A 21,084-nucleotide genomic window follows, 5' to 3' on the forward strand; every position below is an offset into this window, starting at 1 on the left:
GAAGTGCAGCATTCATTCGACGAGCCCCGCCATGCTTGGCGATGGCTCGGTCCTGTAAATCGCTACATCCGCGCGAATAGCTTCAGGACGGGATTTGCGCGGCGCACTGTTTCCGGGCGTCGAGAGGCTAGATGCACTTCAAACCGTCCGTATCGCCTCGATTGGCGCAAGCCGAGAGGCTCGCAGGGCCGGGTACCAACCAAAGAGTATCCCGACCAGCATCGAAAACACGACAGCCGACGCCACTGCCCAGGGCTCGACAATCAAGGACCAATCCGCCACGTGCGCAAAACCAAAAGCGGCAAGCAAACCCAGGATTACGCCTGCAACGCCTCCGAAGACTGACAAGCCCACGGCCTCGAACAAGAACTGCAAAAGGATGTCGCGCCGCCTGGCCCCGACAGCCAACCGAATGCCGATTTCCTTGGTTCGCTCGGTGACCGATACCAGCATGATATTGAGGATGCCAATTCCTCCGGTTACGAGCGAAACAAGTGCGACCGATGCCAGAAGGATGGACAGCGTTCTAACACCGGCCTCCCTGGCCTCCGTAATCGCCGACAGATTCCGGATTGTGAAGTCGTTGTCCTGGAGTGGCGCCAGGCGATGCCGCTGACGCAACAGCACCTCGGCGTCTTCGCTCGTTTGAACCATGCTCTCGCCATCGCGCACCTTTACCAGGATGGCGGCAATCGACCGGGACTTTGCTTGATTGCTTCCCAGCACGCGCCTGCCGGTGTTTAGAGGCACAATCAGCGCATCATCCTGATCTTGCCCTCCGGTGGACTGGCCTTTCTTCGCGAGCATCCCGATCACCTTGAACGGCACGTTCTTGATCCTGACCTCGCGTCCGATCGGATCGACGTCGGGAAACAGCTGCTTTGCCACCGTCTGTCCCAGCAGTGCGACCTGAGCACCGGCCTTCGCTTCGTCCGGCTCAAACGAACGTCCGCTTTCCACTCCCCAGTCACGTACTTCAAGATAGCCGACATCCACGGTGTATATATTTGTCGCCCAGTTGGCCGCTTCCGCAACGATCTGGATTTTTCCGCTGACCAGCGAAGACGTCACCTGGACCGATGGAACTTCCTGGCCGATTGCCGCGGCATCCTCATCTGTGAGCGTTGGGACTGCGCCCGCGCCGAGCCTGACGCCGGACTGGTTGACATTGCCGGAGACAACGATCAACAGGTTGGATCCAAGGCTCTGGACTTGGGCCGCAACCTGCGCACGGGCGCCTGCACCGACGGCCAGCATCGCGATCGTCGCCGAGGTCCCAATGATGATGCCCAGAGCCGTCAAACCGGAACGCAGCCTGTGATTGCGAAGCGCCATGACGGCGGTATGGATTGTCTCCAACGGGTTCATAAAACCCTGCCGTCGAAAAAGCGGATCACCCTTGATGCGTGCCGGGCAACCTGTGGATCATGGGTGACGACGACAATGGTCTTGCCATATTCGTTGAGCCGCTGGAACAGCGTCATCATCTCGCTTGCGGATTTGCTGTCCAATGCTCCCGTCGGCTCATCCGCCAGGATAATCTTAGGCGAGCAGACGAGCGCCCTCGCAACAGCGACCCGCTGCTGCTGGCCTCCGGAAAGCTGCGAGGGGAGATGATCGCCGCGATCGGCGAGACCGACCGTGCGCAGCGCCGTTTCCGCGATCTCGCGGCGGGACCGCCGGCGCACGCCAGCGTACATCAGCGGCAGCTCGATATTTTCCCGCGCGTTCAGCCGCTCAAGCAGATTGAAGTTTTGGAAAACAAAACCGATCTTGCGATTTCTGATCGCGGCCAAATCGTCGGAAGCAAGATCGGACGTATCGACGCCATCAATCCAGCACCTCCCGTGTGTCGGCCGATCCAGGCATCCCACTATTCCCATGAAGGTCGATTTGCCTGACCCGGACGGTCCGGTAATCGCGACGTACTCTCCATCGTCAATAGAAACGCTGACCCCTTCAAGCGCCGTCACCTGCTCACCCAGTTGAAAATGTCGGGTAAGGTTCTCGGTCCTGATCACTGCTTCTTGCCTACGATGACCTCGCGGACTGGCTCCACAGCGGTGATCTCGGTGACGCTGCCGTCACCCACGCCGAGGCGGACCGGCACCATCCGGGGATCTCCATCGGCGCCGAGCACCCAGACACCCGGTCCCTTCACGACCGCTCCCGCGGGTTTCCACCGCAGCGCTGCGTTTGGCGCGAGCAGCGCGTTGGACCGTGACTCGGTTTCGATCTTGACGCTCGCCGTCATCCCGGGAAGCAGTTCCATCATTGGATTCTCGATCGACACGATACCGGTGTAGGTGACGACGTTGGACACGGTTTGCGAACCCAGCCTCACATGCTTGACCTTGCCCTCGAATTCGCGCCCGGGGTACGCGCTGACGGTGAATACGGCCCGCTGGCCCGGCTTTACACGGCCAACGTCGGTCTCGTCGATCGAAACGGCGATTTCCATCCGGCGCAAATCGTCCGCGATGGTAAATATCGTTGGCGATTGCAGGGAAGCAGCGACCGTTGAGCCAAGCTCGACACTGCGCTGGATGATCACGCCAGCCACCGGCGAGCGAATATCGGTATTGGCCAGGTCCACCTCGACCTGGCGAAGCACCGCCTCCACCTGCAAGATCTTGGCCGCGTCGACTTGCAGCTGTGCTTTCGCGACGACGGCAGCGGTGCGCGCCGATTCATAGCTCACGTCGGAGACGGCGCCAGTGGGCTTGAGCCGTACCTGGCGGGCAAGGTTCAAGTCAGCCTCGGCCACCTTGGCCTCTTGCATGGCCTGCGCGGCGCGAGCCTGCTCGAGATCCGCCTTGGCAGCATCGCGCTTGAACCTGATCTGATCGGAATTGAGGCGTGCGAGAATCTGTCCAGCGGTGACCTTGTCGTTGTAATCGGCCAGGATCTCGACCAGCTGGCCGGAAAGCTGCGAACCGACGATGACGGTCGTGATCGGGTTGATGGTGCCGGTCGCGGTCACGGTGCTGACGATTGGGCCGCGATCAAGCGTAGCGAGTTTGTAGGCCGGGGCATTTGCACTGGACCAGTGCGGAAACAGGAAGATCGCTCCGACCACCGCGAACGCGCCCGTCAGTACAAGCGCAGACCTGCCGATCCCCGAGAAAGCGCGAAGAATAATGTTCATGATAAAGGCTACCGAACGCGGAAATAAGCGCTGACGAATTAGACGGCCCCGGGTCGGACGCGGAGGTCTAGGCCGTCCAGGTCTTTCGGAGCTTATTTACGAAAAAACGGACGGGAGAAACGTACAGCTTCTCCCGTCCCAATCTCTTTGACTCAGCAGCCGGACCAGCAGACCGGAGCCGGCGGCGTAGCCGGGATGCTCATGCCGCTAAAGTCGTTCTTCCAGAGGATATTGTCTGTCGAGTTGCTGGCGCCTCGATCGGAGAAATAAGCGCCGATGTTGGCAACCGGGCTCGATGTGTTGGTAGGATTATAGGTTGTGCTCGCATTGGTGGAGCGAACCTGACCGTAATACCCTGGCTGCCCTGCAGTCGGGGCACCGCCGGCCAGCGCCGGGGCCGCAAAGGCTGCTACTGCTACACAAGCAATCATAATACGCTTCATAAAATGCACTCCTGTTTAAAAAGGCGCTACGCCTCTTGGTTATGTTGCGCCGCAACATTTTCTCTGCTGCGACCATCGACGCCGCATCCGCTGCCAGTATGTGAAAATTCGACAGCTTCCGCCCGGCCATTTAAGGTGAGCCGGCCGTTTCTTGTTTGGTTCAAAATTAAATCACTTTTTAGCTGCGCATAAAACAAAAATGCTCGCAACCGGAATGTTTTTAGGGAAAAACTAACGTAGCGTCATACTTAACGGTATTTGTTTTCCCAAGGCGCCGAGAAGCTCGCCAAGGATTTCCGTCATCATCTCCCGCGCACGGCGCAATCCCGATCGGTGCCCAATCGCCAAAAGTGCATCGTTTTTCGTACGATCTTCGCCGAAAAGCAGACCAATTTCGAAGGCCCGTCGGCGTGTCCCAATGGTGCGATAGCGGACATCGCCCCTCTCATTCGATCACGTCGCCGGCACGGGCGAGCAGCACGCTTCAGACCCGGCCTGCCAAGCGCCGCCATCGTCACTCAATCGGTACTTGCATCGACAATTTCCAAATGCTACAACACGTAGCACTACTGGGCGTAACAATTTCCGAGGCTCGACGCGGCAGGTATTTCCGGCGCGCGCGGGCTTCCCGATCCTTCGGGGCGTTGCCATGAGCAGTTCCGCAAAGGCCGAGGCAGTGCTGGCCCTCCACCGGTTCGGGATGGGGCCGCGCCCGGGTTCGATTGCGGCGATCGGGGCCGACCCGCGCGGCGCGCTGATCGCCGAACTCGAACGCTCGGCCGCAAGCGAGATCGCGCTTCCCGGCCTGTCGAGTGCCAAGGCCTTCCGCGCGGTAAACGACGCCAATGCCAAGCGGCAAGCCAAAGCGATCCTCGCCAGGAAGGAACAGGACGCGAAAACGCAGCAGATGGCGCAAGCGCCTGCGATGACCGAAGGATCCACGCCGGGTGCCGGTGAGATGGCGGCCAAGATGGCTGCCGAAGCCGTGCCTGATCCAGGACGGCAGATCTATCTCGAAGAGGCGCGGATTCGCACCGAGGCTGCGTTCAGTGCCGAGATCGGATTTGTCGAGCGGCTGGTCTGGTTCTGGTCCAATCATTTCTGCATCTCGGCCGACAAGATCAGGAGCATGTCCGGCGCCTATGAGCGCGAGGCGATCCGCCCTCACGTGCTTGGCCGGTTCGTCGATCTGTTGCTGGCGGCCGCGGGCCATCCGGCGATGCTGTTCTATCTCGACCAGACCGTTTCGATGGGCACGAATTCGATCGCCGGCATCAACCGCACCCGTGGCCTCAACGAGAATCTCGCCCGCGAGATTCTGGAGCTGCATACGCTCGGCGTGCGCAGCGGCTACACCCAGGATGACGTCATCGCCTTCGCCAACGTGCTGACCGGATGGACGCTGGTGCCGCCGGGCGACAATCCCGAGCATGGCGGCGAATTCATCTTCAATCCGCGCTTGCACGAGCCCGGCGCGCAGAAGGTGCTGGGAAAGTCTTACGAGGACGAAACGGTGGAGCAGGGCCGCGCCGTGCTGCGCGATCTCGCCGCGCATCCCGCGACCGCCACGCATGTGGCCACCAAGCTCGCCCGCCATTTCGTTGCCGACGCGCCTCCGCCTGCGCTGGTGGAGCGGATGACAAAGGTGTTCGTCGATACCGAGGGCGATCTCAAGGAGGTTGCCAGGGCGATGGTGAAGTCCGACGAAGCCTGGACGCAGCCCGCCTCCAAGCTGAAGCGCCCGAGCGAGTGGGTCGTCGGCATGGTGCGGGCAACCGGGATCACGCAAGCCAATCCCCAGCGGTTCACGGATGGGCAGGCGCTGCTCGGTGAACCGCTGTGGCGTCCGCCGTCGCCGAAAGGCTTTCCGGACGACGAGGGATCCTGGATTGACGGCGTGGGACGGCGGCTCGACGTCGCCAACAACTTTGCGGAGCGCGTGTCAGACCGGGTGGATCCGCAGGATGTCATCGAGAACGTGCTCGGATCGTGCGTATCGGCCGAGGTGATGCAGGCGGTGGGCCGCGCCGAGAGCCGCCAGCAGGCGCTCGCGCTGCTGTTCATGTCATCCGAGTTTCAGAGGAGGTGAAGATGGGCTTTCGCCACCATTTGCCCAACCGTCGCGAGGCGCTGCTCGGTGCCGGTTCGCTGTTCGCATGGAGCCAGATGCCCAGGCTGGCACGGGCAGAGGGGCGCGATCCGCGCCTGCTCGTCATCGTGCTCAGGGGCGCGCTCGACGGACTTGGTGCGGTAGCACCCGTCGGCGACCCCGACTGGATCGGCCTGCGCGGCGACCGGGCGCTGGTGCTCGACGGCAAAACGCCGGCGCTGCCGCTCGACAGCTTCTTCGCCCTCAATCCCGCGATGCCGAACCTGTACCGGCTCTACAAGGCGCAGCAGGCAACCATCGTGCATGCCACCGCGACGCCCTATCGCGAGCGCTCGCATTTCGATGGCCAGGACGTCCTCGAGAGCGGGCTCGCGCGGCCGGGTGCCATCGATACCGGCTGGCTCAATCGCGCGCTGGTCGAACTGGCGTCGGACGGCCAGGTGGATTTGCGCGGCAGCCGGGCGCTAGGCGTCGGCGCGGTCACGCCGCTGGTGGTGCGCGGCAAGGCCCCCGTGATGTCCTGGGTCCCGCAAAAATTGCTCGCAGCCAGCGACGACACCCAAGCGCGGCTACTGGACCTCTATCAGCACACCGACCCGAAGCTTGCGGTTGCGCTGCAAGCGCGGGTGCGCCTTGCAGCCCTTGCAGGCACCGGCGGCATGGATGCGCCAGCGCCTGGCGAGCTTCCGGAGTTTGGCATTGCGCGCTTGCGTGCCTATGTCGCGGAAACCGCAGGCACCGCCGCGCGCTTTCTCGCCAAACCGGATGGTCCGCGCGTCGGGGCCGCGGGCTTTGTCGGCTGGGATACACACATCAACGAGGGCGCGGCTTCCGGTCAACTCGCCAATCTCCTGGGCGCGCTCGACGTCGCGCTGGCCGCGATCGAGACCAACATGGGCGATGCCTGGCGCGAGACCGTAGTCGCCGTCGTCACCGAGTTCGGGCGCACCGCGCGCATTAACGGCACCGACGGCACCGACCATGGCACCGGCACCGTCGCCTTTCTCGTCGGCGGCGCGCTGCGCGGCGGGCGCGTGATCGCCGACTGGCCGGGACTGAAGCAGGCCCAGCTTTATGAGGATCGCGACCTCAAACCAACCACCGATCTGCGCGCCGTGCTCAAGGGCCTGCTCAGGGATCATTTGAGGGTCGATGAGCGCGCGCTCGCAAGCACCGTGTTTCCTGAAAGTGCCGACGTCACGCCGACATCAGGTCTGGTCGGCTAACCAGGGAGGTCTACCATGAAGCGATTCCCCGTTATCCTGTTGCTCGCCATTTCCGGCCTCGCTTTGTCGTCCGAATTCACCACCGCGTCGGCCAGCAGAATGAACGGCAAGTGCTGCATGTCGTCCGATGGAGGGCGCTCTTTTCGATACCGGATGGCGACGAGAAGGGCTGCGATTCCCCAAACCTGCAGCGCCTATGCCGCCTCGTGCATTCGCGTTTCCAGCGCGCGGAGGGACAGGGTCCCGATGTGCACGGCCGCCAAAGCCCAGTGCCTGCAGACTGGCGTTTATGTCGGCCCTTACAGCGGCTGGCAATTCGCCGGAATGCAATGGATGTAGCGACATTTCGCGATCGATCCGACGTGTCGCTTCCCACAGGCCACGAACTCGAATTCCTCGCCAGCCTGAGTACGCGCTGGAGCAGGCTCTATCGCACCGAATTCGCGCGTCTCCTGAAAGAGCATGACACAAGATGCGACGGCCGACACGAACCCCCTTCCATCATTCGGATCTCGGCGGCCCCTTCGTGGCGTTCGCGCCGGGATTCCGCGAAGGCGACCAAGACCTGAGGAGCGAGGCGGGTTCAACTCATCCCCTCTTCTACCCGACCCGCCATCAGCGCTCGTCGGTCCTGTCGATGCTGATCGACGCACTTCGCCATCGGCGCGCGCACCCAGTTTCGTCGTCCCGGCCAAGCGAGCGTAGCGGGCGCTGAGCCCATCCGGTCTCGGCCTTCGGCTTCAATCGTTCGCGGACCACCCCACAGTGACCCCTGCTGGGCGGTTACTTCTGCCGGCCGAACAACTTTTTAAGATCAATGTTCATTCCGAACATCCCCGGCTTAATGTTCAGGGCATCCACCAACCGTCGCCACCATTTCACCTCTGCACCCTGCACACTTGACAATAATCCCCCATGCGCCTGCACAAGCCGAAGTATCTCCAGATTGGCCCTACTGTGCATCCCGCTTCCCTCGTGCGGGGGTTCGGTCACCGGAACGCCGCGTCCTGCGACCGCTCGGAAGGTCTCTAGCGACCGCTCGGCCACCCCTGCAACGAACTGCCGCGCTATCCGCTCAGTCCCGTCCAAGGATGACGCCCGCAAGGCTGGCGGGTAGGAACGGGTCTCCTGATCCCATTTCTGGAAGGTCTCATGGACCTTTCCGTTCAAATACCGCCCGATTGCCTGCCAATAGATCGACTGAGCCTGCCCCTGAAACAGAACCCCGCCAATCGTAATCCGGCCGCCATCGTAGCTCGGGACATCCACGGTCTTCCCTTCCATGTTCAGGCAGTACCACTTGAACAGCCACTCGTTCCCGAAGCGCTGCCGCTCGATATCGAGGTCATGCCCGCGGCCTAGTTCGAACGGTGTCATCTCAGTTTCCGACTCAGCGGACCATTCCCACAGTGTATCCTACAGCTCTACTCACTGGACCTACATCTGTATCCACATCGAGAACCCCTGCGATTCCTACATTTCCGCCAGGACGCCCTCCCGCTCTATCGAAAGGTTGACGACGTGCTGGGCGAGGCCAATTGCATGGAGAATTGAAGCGGCTGCGATGACGCCATTGGCAGCAGCCTGCCGTCGCAGTTCTTGCTCGGTGCCTAATTTTAGATGCGCACACGTAAGCTCAGCGGACGGCACCACGCCCAGGTCAAGCCGCGCGGCCGCGTCAAGATCGCGGTGAACTAAATCCGACCTCGTCATTCCGGGATGCGCCTCTTGGCGCAGGCCCGGAATCCATGCTCACGATCGTGGTTATGGATTCCGGGCTCGCGCTACGCGCGCCCCGGAATGACGAAAAACAAAAAGCCCGGTCTCTCGACCGGGCTTTTCAATTCCAGTTCGTAAAAACCGCTTACGCGGCCTCGTCGGCCACGGCCGCGTCGTCACTGTCGGCTTCCGTGTCTGCCTCGTCGGCTTCACCGTCGGCGCCGGCTTCGGTTTCGGTCTTGGCGCCGCGGCGCGGGCTCTTGGCGAGCTGGCTTTCGATTTCCTTGACCGCTTCGGTCTCGGTCGAATGCTGCACGACGGCGATTTCGCGCGACAGCCGGTCGAGCGCCGCTTCGTACAACTGGCGTTCGCTGTAGGACTGCTCGGGCTGCGATTCGGAGCGATAGAGATCGCGCACCACTTCGGCGATCGCAACGATATCGCCGGAATTGATCTTGGCTTCGTATTCCTGCGCCCGGCGCGACCACATCGTGCGCTTGACGCGGGCACGGCCCTTGAGGGTCTCCAGCGCCTTCTTGACCAGCGACGGATCCGACAGCTTGCGCATGCCGACATTGGCGACCTTGGCGGTCGGCACCCGCAGCGTCATCTTGTCCTTAATGAAATTGATCACGAACAGCTCAAGCTTGGCGCCCGCGATCTCCTGCTCCTCGATCGCCAGGATCTGGCCGACACCGTGAGCGGGATAGACCACGAATTCATTGGTCTTGAAGCCCTGACGCTGGGTCAGAACCTTCTTCGGCTCTTCGACCCGGGGTGCTGCAGCCACCGGCTTGGCGGCAGGCTTCGCAGCGACGACGGCAGCCTTCGGCGCAGGCGCCGCGGCTTTATGGGCGATAGCCTTAGGGGCAGCGGCTTTGGGGGCAATCTTGGGGGCGACCTTCGAAGCAGTGGTCTTCGAACCCGTCGCTTTCGCGGCAGTTTTGGCAGTCTTGTCTGGCATTGCGCTTCTTTTGTTTTTCGAGGACTTTGTGGCCGCTGCCCTCCTGGCATCCTTCACGGGCGCCTTGGCACGGCCTTTGGGTGCGCTGCGGCTGACCGCAGCGACTTTCTTCGAACTCTTGGAAACACTCTTTTTACGCGTTTTCTGTGACACAGCCTGCGCGCGGAAACTGCCACGCCCCTGTTCGAGTTTTTACGGGAACCCAAGGGGACCACAGATACGCATGGCCGGGGTTCGGCTTGTAATGTGCCCAATATAGCACATTTTCCGCAAAAATCAATGATTTACGCCCGATTCCGGGCGCATACAGGGAGCTTTCCGTCATAAGACCGTCAACAGGGTTAAATCGGCGGGCCTTAATAGGTCCGAAACGGTCTCAACTCGCCGTTGCAGGCCGTCACCGAATCAGTCGCCGGTGCCGGGTTCCTTGGAAAAATATTTCTCGAACTTGCCTTCCATGCCCTCGAAATCCTTCGCGTCGGGCGGGGATTCCTTCTTCTGGGTGATGTTCGGCCAGGCCTTGGCGTACTCGGTATTGACCTCGAGCCACTTCTCCAGCCCCGGTTCGGTATCCGGCTTGATGGCATCCGCCGGGCATTCGGGTTCGCAGACGCCGCAGTCGATGCATTCGTCGGGGTGGATCACCAGCATGTTCTCACCCTCGTAGAAGCAGTCGACGGGGCAGACTTCAACGCAGTCGGTATATTTGCATTTGATGCAGGCTTCAGTGACGACGTAAGTCATCCAGGACTCCGAACGGGATCAATTTCTCGGTTTGCGTAGCGCAGCTAGTGCGCTGCCGCAAGGGAAGCCGAACGCGGATAAGCGCGTTTCATGGCCCCCAGATAGTCATTCCCGCCGGCCCTGCAAATCCTCGTAGAGCACGCGCGCGGCGGTCGCATCGCCGCGCCGTTCGGAAAATCCGGCGACCTTCAGGATGCGTACGCTGTTGTCGAGCCCGATCGTCAGCACGTCGCCGATTTTCACCGCATGGCCGGGGGCTTTTTCGCGCACGCCATTGATGCGGACATGACCGGCCTCGACCAGCGCGGCGGCGCTGGTGCGGGCCTTCACCACCCGCGCATGCCACAACCATTTATCGAGACGCTGGCGCTCCAAATAGACCTGCTTCGAAACAGATTAGTCTTATTTGTTTTGACGCGTTTTCTTCACGCGAACCGGTACCCACTTCGCTCGAAAACGCTACTCCTTGCGATTCCCCGCGAGCTGCTCTTTCAATGCCGCAAGCTTGGCGAATGGCGAATTCGGATCGATCGGCCGGTCGCGCTCGCGCGGTGCGGCGCTGGTGGCGTATTGGCGATGCGACGGGCCGCTGTCGCGGCCGCCCTTGCCGCCCTTGTCGCGGCCACCGAAATCGCGGCCCTTGTCGCGACCGCCGCGGTCGCGGTCCTTGTTGCGATCGCCGCCGAACTTGCCCTTGTTGCGGTCGTTGTCACGATTGTTGTCGCGATCCCTGCCCTTGCCTTCAAAGCGCTCGCGGGCGGGGCGGGCGTTATCCGGACGCGGCTCGACGGCCGGCGCACCTTCGGCGGCAGGCGTTGCGGCGACTTCGGCCGGCGCGCCTTCACGCGGCTTTCGGAAATCGCGGTGGCGGTCGCGCCGTCCGTGGCGGTGACGTTCCGGCTTTGCGCCCTCGCCACCTTCGGCCGCAGCGGCTACGGGCTGCGCGCCTTCCGGCGCCCGTTCCTGACGGCCCTGATGCCGCGGGCGGTTGCGATCGTGACGCGGCGGGCGGCGTTCTTCGGAACGGCCGCCGGGACGCCAGACCTCGATCAGTTCGGGCGCCGCGGGCGTTTCCGGCGCAGCCTCGGCGGCAGCGGCTTCGGCCGGTGCGGTCTCGGCGACCGGCTCGGTTGTTTCAGAAGCGGTTATCGGCTCGGCAGCGGCCGCTTCCTGCGGCGCTTCGGCCACTGGTGCTTCTACCGGCGCAGGCTCGGCGGCAGCTTCAACGGGTTCCGGCGCCACTTCAACGGCGGGCGCCTCTTCACTCGCGGCGGGCACGAGCGTGATCTCGGGCAGCAGCGCCGCCGACGGCGTGGGATCGCCGGAGACCGGCAGATCGGCGGCGGCTACTTGTTCGACTGGAGTTTCGGCCGTGGCCTCAACGGGCTGCGTCTCCGCGACACCCTCTGCAGGCGTCTCCGCGGCAGGCGCCTCCACCACGGCCGGCTTCGGCGGCAGCGGCGGGCGCTTGTCCATGCGATAGCCGAGCGCGCGCAAGATCGAGGCGAAATCCTCGCCGGCCGATCCCGTCAGCGAGGTCATCGCCTGCGTGACGACAAAGCCGCGGCCGTCGAACGCGCCGGTGGGCTTTTCACCGGGCGAGCTCTCGCGCCAGGCCAAAGCGGGCCGAATGAGATCGGCGAGCCGCTCCAGGATATCGACGCGCACCGCGCGTTCGCCGCACTGGCGATAGCCGAGCACGCGATAGGCGTCGCGCGGCAACGCCTTGTCGACCGGGAACGAAGTGCGGCCACTCGACGCCAGATGCTGCGCATTCGACAGCAGCGACATGTCGACATTGTCCTGCTTCTCGGCCCACAGCAGCGAGGCCAGCGAACGCGCCGCGGGTTTCAACAGCCCGGGGAAATAGATGTGATAGGCGCCGAACCGCACGCCGTATTTGCGCAACGTCGCACGCGAGGCCTGATCGAGATCCTTCATCTCGGCCGAGATTTTTGTGCGCTCCAAAACGCCGAGCGCCTCGATCAATTGAAACGCGATGCCGCGCGCGATTCCCGTGATGTCCTCGGCCTTGGCGAGACCGAACAGCGGCCCCAGCAACTTTTCGATATGCGTCTTCAGCCACAGATCGAGCCGCGTCTGCACCGCTTCGCGCGGCGCGCCGTTGAGGCGCTCGTCGGAAATGATGCGCAACCGCGGATGCAGCGCGTCGTCGGCGGCGACCAGTTTCGCAACCGCATCGCCGGTCCAGCGGATGGTGCCGTCCGAGGTCAGCACGAACTGATCGTCCGGGGCTGCGCCAAGCTTTTCGGCGCGCGCATCGATCTCGCCGGCGAGCGCTTTCAGCGCCGTGGCCTGCAACGCTTTCGCATCCGAGCCGGCTTCGGCTGCATCAGGTGCAAAGGTGAATCCATCGAGCCGGCCAATCACGTGGCCCTCAACGGTCACTTCGCCGGTCTTGCCAATTTCCGTATTCAAAACGCTGTTCTCCCGCAGGCGGCGCATCAATACACTGGTACGGCGGTCAACGAAACGCTCCGTGAGCCGTTCGTGCAGTGCATCGGACAATTTATTTTCGACCTCGCGCGCGATCCCCTGCCAGTGATCGGGATCGGACAGCCAGTCCGGCCGGTTGGCGACGAAGGTCCAGGTGCGGATTTGCGCGATCCGGCCCGATAACGTGTCGATATCGCCGTCGATCCGGTCGGCCTGCTCGACCTGGGCGGCAAACCATGCATCTGGAATCCGGCCCTTTTTCATCAAAAACCCGTACAAAGTGGTCACGAGTTCGGCATGGGCCGCGGGCGCGATCTTGCGGTAGTCCGGGATCTGGCAGGCGTCCCACAGCCGTTCCACGGCGCTAGCGCCATGGGCCATGTCGCGGACGTCGCCGTCGCGGGCCGCGTGATCGAGCACGCGCAGATCTTCGGCGATCGGCGCGCGCGTCAGCACCTCATGGTTGGGCGTCAGCGCCAATGAAACCTGCAAGCTCCCGAGCGAGGAAAAATCCAGTTTCGAGTTGCGCCATTGCAGCATTTTGACGCTGTCGAAAGTGTGGTTCTGCAGCGCGTTGACGAGTTCCGGCTCGAACGGCGCGCAGCGCCCGGTGGTGCCGAAGGTGCCGTTGCGCGTCGCGCGGCCGGCGCGGCCGGCAATCTGCGCGAATTCGGACGGATTCAGGCGGCGGAACTGGTAGCCGTCATATTTGCGGTCGGAGGCAAACGCGACGTGATCTACGTCGAGATTGAGCCCCATGCCGACCGCATCGGTGGCGACGAGATAATCGACGTCGCCGTTCTGGAACATCGACACCTGCGCGTTGCGCGTGCGCGGGCTGAGCGAGCCCAGCACCACCGCAGCACCGCCATGCTGGCGGCGGATCAATTCGGCGATCGCGTAGACTTCATCGGCGGAGAACGCGACGATCGCGGTTCTTCGCGGCTGGCGCGTGATCTTGCGGTCGCCGGCGAATTCGAGCTGCGACAATCGGGGACGCGTGACGATGGAGGCGCCCGGCAGCAGCCGCTCGATGATCGGGCGCATCGTCGCCGCACCCAAGAGCAGCGTCTCGTCGCGCCCCCGGCGATGCAGGATGCGATCGGTGAAGACATGCCCGCGCTCGAGATCGGCCGCGATCTGGATTTCGTCGACGGCGAGAAACGAGACGTCGAGATCCCGCGGCATCGCTTCCACGGTGGAGACCCAGAAGCGCGGATTCTTCGGCTTGATCTTCTCTTCGCCGGTGATCAGCGCGACGGATTCCGCGCCGGCGCGCGCGGCGATCTTGTTGTAGACCTCGCGCGCGAGCAGCCGCAGCGGCAGGCCGATCACGCCACTGGAATGCGCCAGCATCCGCTCGATCGCGAGATGGGTCTTGCCGGTATTGGTCGGTCCCAGCACAGCGGTAACGCCGGCGCCGGGGGCCCGTTCATTTGACCGTTCGTGGCCGAACGTAGACGAGTAAGAGAAAGCCATATTTTTCAGGTGTTCTTTTATGTGCTGGCGCCTGTCGTCATTGCGAGCGCAGCGAAGCAATCCATCAAGCAACAAAGCAAGTGTGGATTGCTTCGTCGCTTCGCTCCTCGCAATGACGGGAAAGACCTGAGTTCATTTCTTTTGGCACCATTTGCGCCGATTTTGTCTCACTTTGCGACGCATTGGGGTCGCGGCTTAAGCTCTGGAACGAGTCCGGAACGAATCGCGCCCGAATCGCTGACTCTTCCCGGAACCGGCTTCGTTCACCGCAACATCTCGCGTTGGCGCTAATGGTGCGGCACTAGATCAAGTTTCCTGGCGCTTCACAAGCGGCGGTTTTCCGGCGGAATCCTTAAAGTCCAGGCGGCCTCGGAGTCGAATCAGAAGCCATCAAGAGTCAAGCGCGGAGTCGGCGCCAAACTCGTCATGCCCGGGCTTGACCCGGGCATCCATCAGGCAAGAAGCCTTCCTCAAGAGGATGGATTGCCGGGTCAAGCCCGGCAATGACGGCAGAGAGGTTCAGCTCCATCCGTATCATCGAGTTACTGCGTCTTCGCCACCCGCGGCGGGGCGGCGGTGGTCACGAAACTTGTGGCTTCCAGCATCGCGGGGCCGAACGGGGTCGGGATCGTCAACCGGAACGGGACCAGCACGCGGGTGCCGGCGATCGGCACGAAGGCGATTTCGATATTGCGCTGGCTGGCCAGATATTTGATCACCGGGCGGTCGGGGATATAGCCCGCGACCGGCGTGAAATAGATCGAGCAGACGATCGCCGGGCCATGATAGCCGCGCTCGGCCCTGACGGTTTCCATGCGCTTGAAATCGAGTTTCAGATCGTAGCGCAGCCGGCCGTCAAAGATGCCGGCGGCGGTGCGGCAGGTGTCCGGGCTCATCAAATCGGCATTGCCGGGCACCCGCAGCATCGAGCCCGTCATCGGATCGTAGACGTTTTTGCGATGCGCATCGGTGACGACGATGCGGTCGGGATCGACCGGCGGCTCCGGCTCGATGGAAAATTCCTTGATATTGCCGTTGACCAGCGCCAGGCGGATGGTTTCGGACTTTTTCGACGTCGTGGTGGTGGCGGTATAGGCGGAGGAGACCAGCGCGCCGTTGACGATTCTGCCTTGGGAGGCGCCTGAGCCGGTCCCGCCGGAAAACGCCTTCAAGAGCCCCGCGGTGGCGCCGTGGGCGGCAGCCGAAAACGTGTCGTCGCCGATTTCGATGGTCCACGAGCCCTTGCCGACCGGGATCCCGGAGAGCGACGCCTCGTATTGGGCATCCAGCCGCCCCTGCGCGAACGCTGGCTCAGCCTGCGACAGGAATGCGCCGGCGCACAGGCAAAAAAACACCCATCGGGGCGAAATGGCGCAGCGTGTCACTGACTGGCGGTCCTGGTATTGGCGCGATCGGGCTTCATTTAAGCAGAAATATCCGGCAAACAACGCGCATTAGGCGAAAAGCGTAACTTCAAAAGCCTGTGCGGCCGGCGTGATCCGGCCAGAACATGGGTCGAAACGCTAAGCCCAAGATGTCGGCGGCGAATGCGCCCTTTATATGATGGCTTAAGTCGCTGGAACCGCTTGTGAACCGGTCCATCCCGGCCCCCGGGCGCCTCTCGAAAACCGGCCTTAAAACCTTGACGGTCCGGGCATCTCCCCCTATACGTCCGCGGTTCCTGGAAATGGACATGATTTTGGACCCCCGCGTGGCCGCCTTGAGCGTTGCCTGTAGCCGGGGATGGCAGAGGATTTGTTGAGATGTCACGGCGCTGCGAACTGACGGCCAAGGGCCCGCTGGTGGGTCACAAGGTGAGCCACTCGAACATCAAGACCAAGCGCCGGTTCCTGCCGAACCTGTGCAACGTCACCTTCATCTCGGACGCGCTCGGCCGCAACGTGCGCCTGCGCGTCTCGACCAACGCGATCAAGACCGTCGACCACAATGGCGGCCTCGACAGCTTCCTCTTGAAAGCCAAGGCGGAAAACCTGTCGCCCCGCGCGCTGGACCTGAAGCGCGCGATCCAGAAGAAGAAGGCCGCGACCGCCGCGCCGGTGGCGCAGGCGAGCTGAGCTTCTCGTCAAGCTGATTTAGCGGTTGAGAGTTTTGAGCGGCTGGGTCGAAAGACCCGGCCGTTTTTGTTTTGGACAGCACAAATACTTCTTAAAAACTGCTGGTTTCGTCCGCGGGCTCCTATTGGAACTTGCGGAACGACGCTGGAACTACGATATCTCACCGCAACCATCGGTCGCTGAAATGGATCGATTCGCGCCAACGTGCCTAATGGAAACGCTGCCTTAGAGAGGAAAAAGCTCAGTGAAGTATCTGATTGCCGTCTCCGGTCCCGTCGCATCGGGAAAGTCGGCCCTCGCGGGCGAATTGCTCAAGCGTTTCAAGACTCACCGCATCTCTACTCGCCAGCTTCTCGCGGACACCGGCGCTCCGAATGAACGAAACGCGCTGATCGAAGCCGGGAAGCGGCTTGACCGCGATACGGACGGAACTTGGGTCCGTGACGGCAGTCGTTCATACATCCAGCAGAACGAGAAAACTTGCGACATCATTCTGATCGACGCGGTCCGCACCGAGCGTCAGATCCACCATCTACGCGAAGAATTCGGGGAGAAGTTCTTCCACATTCATGTGAGCGTGCCGTACAGCGTAGCAAAGAAGCGCTACGAAGACCGCAAGGCTGACTGGGACAAGAATGTCCCCTATGAAGACGTCCGGGCGGACCCCACGGAAAGCGGCGTTTGGTCACTCGACCGGGTCGCAAATCGGGTCGTGCACAACAACGATGCGAAGGACCCCGCATCTCTGCTTGCGCTGGCCGTAGCTGGTCTCAACTTGTTTCCGCTCGAGGCGGAGAGACTCGTCGATGTTCTTGTCGGCGGCCAGTACGGAAGCGAGGGTAAGGGAAACGTCTGCGCTCACCTGGCAAGGGATTACGACGTGCTATTGCGGGTCGGCGGTCCCAACGCGGGCCACAAGGTCGCATATCCAAAGTACAAATACGTGCAGCTCCCTTCCGGCACTCAGTCCAACCCCAATGCCCAGATCCTGATCGGCGCCGGTGCAACGATTTGGCCGGATCAGATCCTGAAGGAGATCCAGGATTGCGGGCTGACCGACAAGCGCATCGTCATCGATGAGCAGGCCATGATCATTGAGCAATCGGACATCGACCTGGAATCGAAGACACTCGGGGTCATCGGATCGACAAAGCAGGGCGTCGGCGCCGCCACCGCGCGAAAAATTATCGGGAGGGACGACCAATCGCATCTCGGTGGAAAGGTGCGTCTTGCCAAACACCATCCCGCACTGAAGCCTTATCTCGGCTCCGTATCCCGAGAGCTCGAAAATGCCTACACCTCGGGGCAGCGCGTGATGCTTGAGGGCACCCAAGGTACAAGCTTGAGCCTTCACCATGGAAGCTATCCGCACGTCACTTCACGCGAGACAACGGCCTCGGGTTGCCTTGCCGACGCCGGCATTGCTCCGACGCGTGTGCGCCGCGTCGTGATGGTGACCAGGACCTATCCCATCCGGGTTGGCGGCACGTCAGGCCCAATGGCGCTGCCGATCGACACGAAGGTCGTTGCAGACCGCTCGGGTCTTCCTCTAGACGACATCGAGAAAACTGAGGTCGGAACCATCTCAGGCACGAAGCGTCGGATGGCGGAATTCGACTGGGAGCAGCTTCGGCGCTCTGCAGTGCTCAATGGCGCGACAGACATCGCATTGACGTTCGCCGACTACATAACGGCCGAGAACCGGAACGCGCGACGATTCGATCAGCTTTCCGTCGAAACGAAGGAATTCATCGCGGAGGTCGAGCGGGTTGCAAACGCGCCTGTGTCGATGATAGCGACACGCTTCCACAGGTTCAGCGTGATCGACCGGAGGACGTGGCGGTGAACGAGGCCGATCTAGTTAAGCACTTTCCGCGGCTTTGGCACATGGCGGAAGATGGAAGTTTCGAGTCGATCAGGAAGTACGGGCTTCTTAGCACATCTTCCTTGCTCGATCTCTACGGCATCACGGGACAAAAGCGGATTGTGCTGGAATCGGAGAGGCGTCCGGAATCGGTGACCATCTCGAAACCCGGACTTCCGAACGCAATCGTGCGGGATCAGAAGCCGATGACCGAAAGCGCGTTGAAGAAGTGCCTTGCGAAAGATCTCACCCCGAAGCAATGGTTCGAAATTCTCAACGGCCGGGCCTTTTTCTGGCTGTCGCGTGACCGGCTACGTGGACTGCTCGGCGCGCGAGCCTATCGAGGCCGTCCACAGACAGTCCTGACCGTGGACACGGCCAGTCTGCTGGAGGCGCACAGAGAGCGGATCGAGCTTAGCCCGCTCAACAGCGGAGCCACGATATATAATCCTCAGCCACGCGGGCGCGATACTTTCCTTGCAGTGGAAGGCTACCCTTTCGACGAACGACGCAAGACGCGGTCGGTCGACAAGTCCGTCGTCGAGCTCGTGGTGCGCGAGGGCGTGCCAGACATCTCCGATCATCTCGTCGCCGCGCATCACATCCACAACGGAAAGCAGAAGGAGCTTTGGCGTAAGCCGGGCACGGCCGCCGGCGACGGACCGTAACGAGTCAGGCCGTTTCGAGTGTAGGCCTCGATATCCGCGCGGGGCGTCTGGTTTTGCGCAAAAGATCGGCAAAATGACTTGTTAGGCCGACTTCGCCTTCGATCCTAACTCCGACATCATCCGGCAATCCGGCGAGGAACTGTCGCAGCTCTTCTAGCCCTTGGGACGCTTGGAAGACCGCCCATTCGGCAGCCTCGCCTGGCACCAGCATCGCCGCGTCGCTGTTGGTTCCTCCTTTATGAAGCTGAACGATCCAAACGCGTTCACCATCGTGGACCCACTCGAATCGAACGGGGCCGATAACCGATGCCGCGTCGGTGTAGGTACTTTCCACATCGGCGACGATCTGCGCGGGCAGATTTTCGGGAGCCCTTTGGCCGAGCATGAACCGGTCGCCCTCACCGCGCGCGCCTTCGATCACACGACGTCCGTCGCGATCGGTTATCGCCGCACCGGAAAAGCGCGCCTGCACCGCTGACTGCGAGAGAACCGAAGCGATCACAGTACCGTCGGGATCCTCGATTGCGAGAAGTTTGAATGGGTCGACCCACCCCTTCACAGTCGTAAAACGACCGGGCTCTTGCTCAATGGGACACGTTCGCGTCCATACCTCGAACGAACCGGTCGGCTGGCCGAACGAGAACGGTGCAACACGTCGCGCGAAAACCGTCGTCTTTGGAATCGGCAGCCCCATAACGTCGGCCACAAGCAGGCCGAACGCCTTGTCTCCGATGTGGCGACTGAATCTGTTTGGCCAAGTCAGATTCGGACTCGCTGGGGGGCTATCAGACGCTTCGTATTCCCACATCAACGTATGCGTCTTCTTCCAGCCTCGAGGCTTGGGATGAATGCTGAATTCGACACGTCCCCTTCCGGCATCCACGATATCGGGCTCAAACCCATAGACGCGGCGGATAATCGAAAGGCCCCACGCGATCGGCAACGAGGCGGTGCCTTCCTTCTCCACACAACGTGGTGTGTCGTCAGGCGCGAACTCAATCACACCTCCTTGGATGACGCCGGACACGCCACCGTCGGAAACATCCACGGTTTCGTTAGCAATCACGAACAGTCCGTCGGACGAGAGACGCTCGGCAATGGCGTGCGCCTCCTCGACACCCGCGATTCCATAATGAAAATCACGGCTGCGTGGGCTGTCTGGCGTGAAGCTGCGCAAGTTGATCGTGCCATCGGGACTAGACGCCAGCAAGGAAGCGATGGCGTCATAATTCGCGCCAAAGACGTGGTTCGGCTCATAGCCCGCAACGCGGCTGAATTGCTGCACGGCTCCGCTGCCTCCGGGCGCGAAACTTACAAACTGGGCTACGTTGCCAACGCGGGCAAGCTCGTCCAGCGAGCGGTCCTTTCTGAAGGACATGATACGCATCCCTTAATGCAATGTCAGATTAACTGCCGACGTCGACACTCAACCGCTACGATGCCGCCGTAGGGGGGTCCATCGCCGCCCCGACTTGTCACCGTTGTTCACTGCCCGATGAGAATCCGCCACCTTGGGGCTTGCGTAACACATACGCTGGACGCAGCGTCTCAAAACGCTCCAGAAAGACGCGTTTGGCTTCGCTGGGAGGCAGGTGGCGAACGACGATTGGGGCGGGATCGACTTTCTGGCCGCGCACCCAGCCGTCGGTGCCTTCCGGCATGATCTGCTTTTGCTCCGCGGCAAGAACACGCAGGTCAGCCTTCTTTACTTGCGCGGGAAGCTTCCCCGTGATTCCGAACCGATCAAGGATAGCGCGCTCAACTTCTGCCTCTATTCTCTTGTATTCGGGAAGCATCTGCTTCAAGGGACGGGTGATGTCACCGAGGAATGCCTCCGCCGCGTCGTGCAACAGCGCCTCGAATTCAAACCCTACAGCCGTTTCACTCACCAGAATGCTGTGCTCTGCTACTGAGTAGAAGCTGCTACACTGCCCGGAATAGCGGCAAATGTTCGCCAGCCCGTGCGCTATGTCCTCAATCGTAAAGTCGCTGGACGCTGGCGCGCAAAAATCGAACCATGCCCCGCTCCGAAGCATAATCGTCGGACCGACACCAACCCTCACAGCAGCCATTCGGCCCTGTCTCCAAATCATTACGCTCTCCTGAGAATATAGGCGGTCAGTGACGACCTGAACATGGCCTTGAGCCGAAAGGGTTGCAAAAACTCATACTCGTATGTATGCAGAT

Annotated in this window: 19 protein-coding genes; 7 read left to right on the top strand and 12 right to left on the bottom strand. The window is 61.8% G+C overall.

All coding sequences use genetic code 11. From position 1 onward, the window contains the following. Positions 1 to 138: 138 nt before the first annotated feature. From V1289_RS18595 to V1289_RS18610, 4 genes are all read right to left on the bottom strand, one after another. Positions 139 to 1,368: an ABC transporter permease gene (locus tag V1289_RS18595; RefSeq protein ID WP_334398237.1), complete on the bottom strand. Its 1,230-nt coding sequence runs from the start codon at positions 1,366 to 1,368 to the stop codon at positions 139 to 141. Continuing rightward, positions 1,365 to 2,021 carry an ABC transporter ATP-binding protein gene (locus tag V1289_RS18600; protein ID WP_309180517.1) on the bottom strand — a complete coding sequence of 219 codons (657 nt, stop codon included), beginning with the start codon at positions 2,019 to 2,021 and terminating at the stop codon, positions 1,365 to 1,367. The genes V1289_RS18595 and V1289_RS18600 overlap by 4 nt, the downstream gene beginning before the upstream one ends. Next, a complete protein-coding gene (locus V1289_RS18605) occupies positions 2,018 to 3,148 on the bottom strand; it encodes an efflux RND transporter periplasmic adaptor subunit (RefSeq protein WP_334398238.1) in 1,131 nt (376 codons plus the stop codon). The genes V1289_RS18600 and V1289_RS18605 overlap by 4 nt, the downstream gene beginning before the upstream one ends. Positions 3,149 to 3,300: 152 nt before the next feature. Next, the gene (locus tag V1289_RS18610) at positions 3,301 to 3,591 is read right to left on the bottom strand and encodes a hypothetical protein (RefSeq protein WP_334398239.1); all 291 of its coding nucleotides are present in this window, start codon (positions 3,589 to 3,591) and stop codon (positions 3,301 to 3,303) included. A gap of 649 nt (positions 3,592 to 4,240) precedes the next feature. Between V1289_RS18610 and V1289_RS18615 the strand changes: the two genes are divergently transcribed. From V1289_RS18615 to V1289_RS18625, 3 genes are read left to right on the top strand one after another with little or no spacing between them, the layout of a single operon-like run. Beyond that, positions 4,241 to 5,680, top strand: a complete 1,440-nt coding sequence (locus V1289_RS18615; protein ID WP_334398240.1) for a DUF1800 domain-containing protein — start codon at positions 4,241 to 4,243, stop codon at positions 5,678 to 5,680. A 2-nt stretch (positions 5,681 to 5,682) separates the two neighbouring features. After that, entirely contained in the window at positions 5,683 to 6,927 is a 1,245-nt protein-coding gene (locus V1289_RS18620; protein ID WP_334398241.1) for a DUF1501 domain-containing protein, read from the top strand. 15 nt (positions 6,928 to 6,942) lie between these two features. Next, positions 6,943 to 7,266 carry a hypothetical protein gene (locus V1289_RS18625; RefSeq protein ID WP_334398242.1) on the top strand — a complete coding sequence of 108 codons (324 nt, stop codon included), beginning with the start codon at positions 6,943 to 6,945 and terminating at the stop codon, positions 7,264 to 7,266. 444 nt (positions 7,267 to 7,710) lie between these two features. Here the strand turns inward: V1289_RS18625 and V1289_RS18630 are convergent, their stop codons facing one another. The 5 genes from V1289_RS18630 to V1289_RS18650 all read right to left on the bottom strand — a co-directional run bounded on the left by V1289_RS18630 (position 7,711) and on the right by V1289_RS18650 (position 14,290). Continuing rightward, positions 7,711 to 8,304, bottom strand: a complete 594-nt coding sequence (locus tag V1289_RS18630; protein ID WP_334398243.1) for a hypothetical protein — start codon at positions 8,302 to 8,304, stop codon at positions 7,711 to 7,713. Between the two features lie 487 nt (positions 8,305 to 8,791). Beyond that, a complete protein-coding gene (locus V1289_RS18635; protein WP_334398244.1) occupies positions 8,792 to 9,610 on the bottom strand; it encodes a CarD family transcriptional regulator in 819 nt (272 codons plus the stop codon). 405 nt (positions 9,611 to 10,015) lie between these two features. Further along, positions 10,016 to 10,354 (bottom strand): ferredoxin FdxA, encoded by a 339-nt coding sequence (fdxA, locus tag V1289_RS18640; protein WP_309180536.1) that lies wholly within the window; start codon positions 10,352 to 10,354, stop codon positions 10,016 to 10,018. A gap of 105 nt (positions 10,355 to 10,459) precedes the next feature. After that, entirely contained in the window at positions 10,460 to 10,729 is a 270-nt protein-coding gene (locus V1289_RS18645; RefSeq protein WP_334398245.1) for an RNA-binding S4 domain-containing protein, read from the bottom strand. Positions 10,730 to 10,813: 84 nt separating this feature from the next. After that, the gene (locus tag V1289_RS18650; RefSeq protein WP_334398246.1) at positions 10,814 to 14,290 is read right to left on the bottom strand and encodes a helicase-related protein; all 3,477 of its coding nucleotides are present in this window, start codon (positions 14,288 to 14,290) and stop codon (positions 10,814 to 10,816) included. Between V1289_RS18650 and V1289_RS18655 the strand changes: the two genes are divergently transcribed. After that, on the top strand, positions 14,258 to 14,581 hold the full coding sequence (locus tag V1289_RS18655) for a hypothetical protein (protein WP_334408003.1): 324 nt from the start codon (positions 14,258 to 14,260) through the stop codon (positions 14,579 to 14,581). The two genes, V1289_RS18650 and V1289_RS18655, sit on opposite strands and share 33 nt — an antisense overlap. A 251-nt stretch (positions 14,582 to 14,832) precedes the next feature. On the opposite strand, the gene V1289_RS18660 is transcribed toward V1289_RS18655, so the two are convergent. Then, positions 14,833 to 15,633, bottom strand: coding sequence for a DUF3108 domain-containing protein (locus V1289_RS18660; RefSeq protein ID WP_334407545.1), 801 nt, complete (start codon positions 15,631 to 15,633; stop codon positions 14,833 to 14,835). A gap of 420 nt (positions 15,634 to 16,053) precedes the next feature. Here V1289_RS18660 and rpmB point away from each other — a divergent pair, with 420 nt between their 5' ends. From rpmB to V1289_RS18675, 3 genes are all read left to right on the top strand, one after another. After that, entirely contained in the window at positions 16,054 to 16,365 is a 312-nt protein-coding gene (rpmB, locus tag V1289_RS18665) for a 50S ribosomal protein L28 (protein ID WP_334398247.1), read from the top strand. A gap of 244 nt (positions 16,366 to 16,609) precedes the next feature. After that, positions 16,610 to 18,211, top strand: a complete 1,602-nt coding sequence (locus tag V1289_RS18670; protein ID WP_334398248.1) for an adenylosuccinate synthetase — start codon at positions 16,610 to 16,612, stop codon at positions 18,209 to 18,211. Then, positions 18,208 to 18,897 (top strand): DUF7002 family protein, encoded by a 690-nt coding sequence (locus V1289_RS18675; RefSeq protein ID WP_442896029.1) that lies wholly within the window; start codon positions 18,208 to 18,210, stop codon positions 18,895 to 18,897. Before V1289_RS18670 ends, V1289_RS18675 begins: the two co-directional genes overlap by 4 nt. 4 nt (positions 18,898 to 18,901) lie before the next feature. Here the strand turns inward: V1289_RS18675 and V1289_RS18680 are convergent, their stop codons facing one another. Together V1289_RS18680 and V1289_RS18685 are read right to left on the bottom strand one after the other, a co-directional pair. Further along, the gene (locus V1289_RS18680) at positions 18,902 to 20,275 is read right to left on the bottom strand and encodes a hypothetical protein (protein WP_334398250.1); all 1,374 of its coding nucleotides are present in this window, start codon (positions 20,273 to 20,275) and stop codon (positions 18,902 to 18,904) included. A 97-nt stretch (positions 20,276 to 20,372) separates the two neighbouring features. Then, positions 20,373 to 20,969, bottom strand: a complete 597-nt coding sequence (locus V1289_RS18685; RefSeq protein ID WP_334398251.1) for a hypothetical protein — start codon at positions 20,967 to 20,969, stop codon at positions 20,373 to 20,375. Positions 20,970 to 21,084: the final 115 nt, after the last annotated feature.

The organism is Bradyrhizobium sp. AZCC 2289, from assembly GCF_036924615.1.
Classification (GTDB): domain Bacteria; phylum Pseudomonadota; class Alphaproteobacteria; order Rhizobiales; family Xanthobacteraceae; genus Bradyrhizobium.

Excerpts from the sequence above, each read along its gene's own strand:
- V1289_RS18625 (WP_334398242.1), top strand. The coding sequence starts at position 6,943 with ATGAAGCGATTCCCCGTTATCCTGTTGCTCGCCATTTCCGGCCTCGCT.
- V1289_RS18595 (WP_334398237.1), bottom strand. The coding sequence starts at position 1,368 with ATGAACCCGTTGGAGACAATCCATACCGCCGTCATGGCGCTTCGCAAT.
- rpmB (WP_334398247.1), top strand. The coding sequence starts at position 16,054 with ATGTCACGGCGCTGCGAACTGACGGCCAAGGGCCCGCTGGTGGGTCAC.
- V1289_RS18630 (WP_334398243.1), bottom strand. The coding sequence starts at position 8,304 with ATGACACCGTTCGAACTAGGCCGCGGGCATGACCTCGATATCGAGCGG.
- V1289_RS18615 (WP_334398240.1), top strand. The coding sequence starts at position 4,241 with ATGAGCAGTTCCGCAAAGGCCGAGGCAGTGCTGGCCCTCCACCGGTTC.
- V1289_RS18620 (WP_334398241.1), top strand. The coding sequence starts at position 5,683 with ATGGGCTTTCGCCACCATTTGCCCAACCGTCGCGAGGCGCTGCTCGGT.
- V1289_RS18635 (WP_334398244.1), bottom strand. The coding sequence starts at position 9,610 with ATGCCAGACAAGACTGCCAAAACTGCCGCGAAAGCGACGGGTTCGAAG.
- V1289_RS18680 (WP_334398250.1), bottom strand. The coding sequence starts at position 20,275 with ATGTCCTTCAGAAAGGACCGCTCGCTGGACGAGCTTGCCCGCGTTGGC.
- V1289_RS18605 (WP_334398238.1), bottom strand. The coding sequence starts at position 3,148 with ATGAACATTATTCTTCGCGCTTTCTCGGGGATCGGCAGGTCTGCGCTT.
- V1289_RS18650 (WP_334398246.1), bottom strand. The coding sequence starts at position 14,290 with ATGGCTTTCTCTTACTCGTCTACGTTCGGCCACGAACGGTCAAATGAA.
- fdxA (WP_309180536.1), bottom strand. The coding sequence starts at position 10,354 with ATGACTTACGTCGTCACTGAAGCCTGCATCAAATGCAAATATACCGAC.
- V1289_RS18685 (WP_334398251.1), bottom strand. The coding sequence starts at position 20,969 with ATGGCTGCTGTGAGGGTTGGTGTCGGTCCGACGATTATGCTTCGGAGC.
- V1289_RS18610 (WP_334398239.1), bottom strand. The coding sequence starts at position 3,591 with ATGAAGCGTATTATGATTGCTTGTGTAGCAGTAGCAGCCTTTGCGGCC.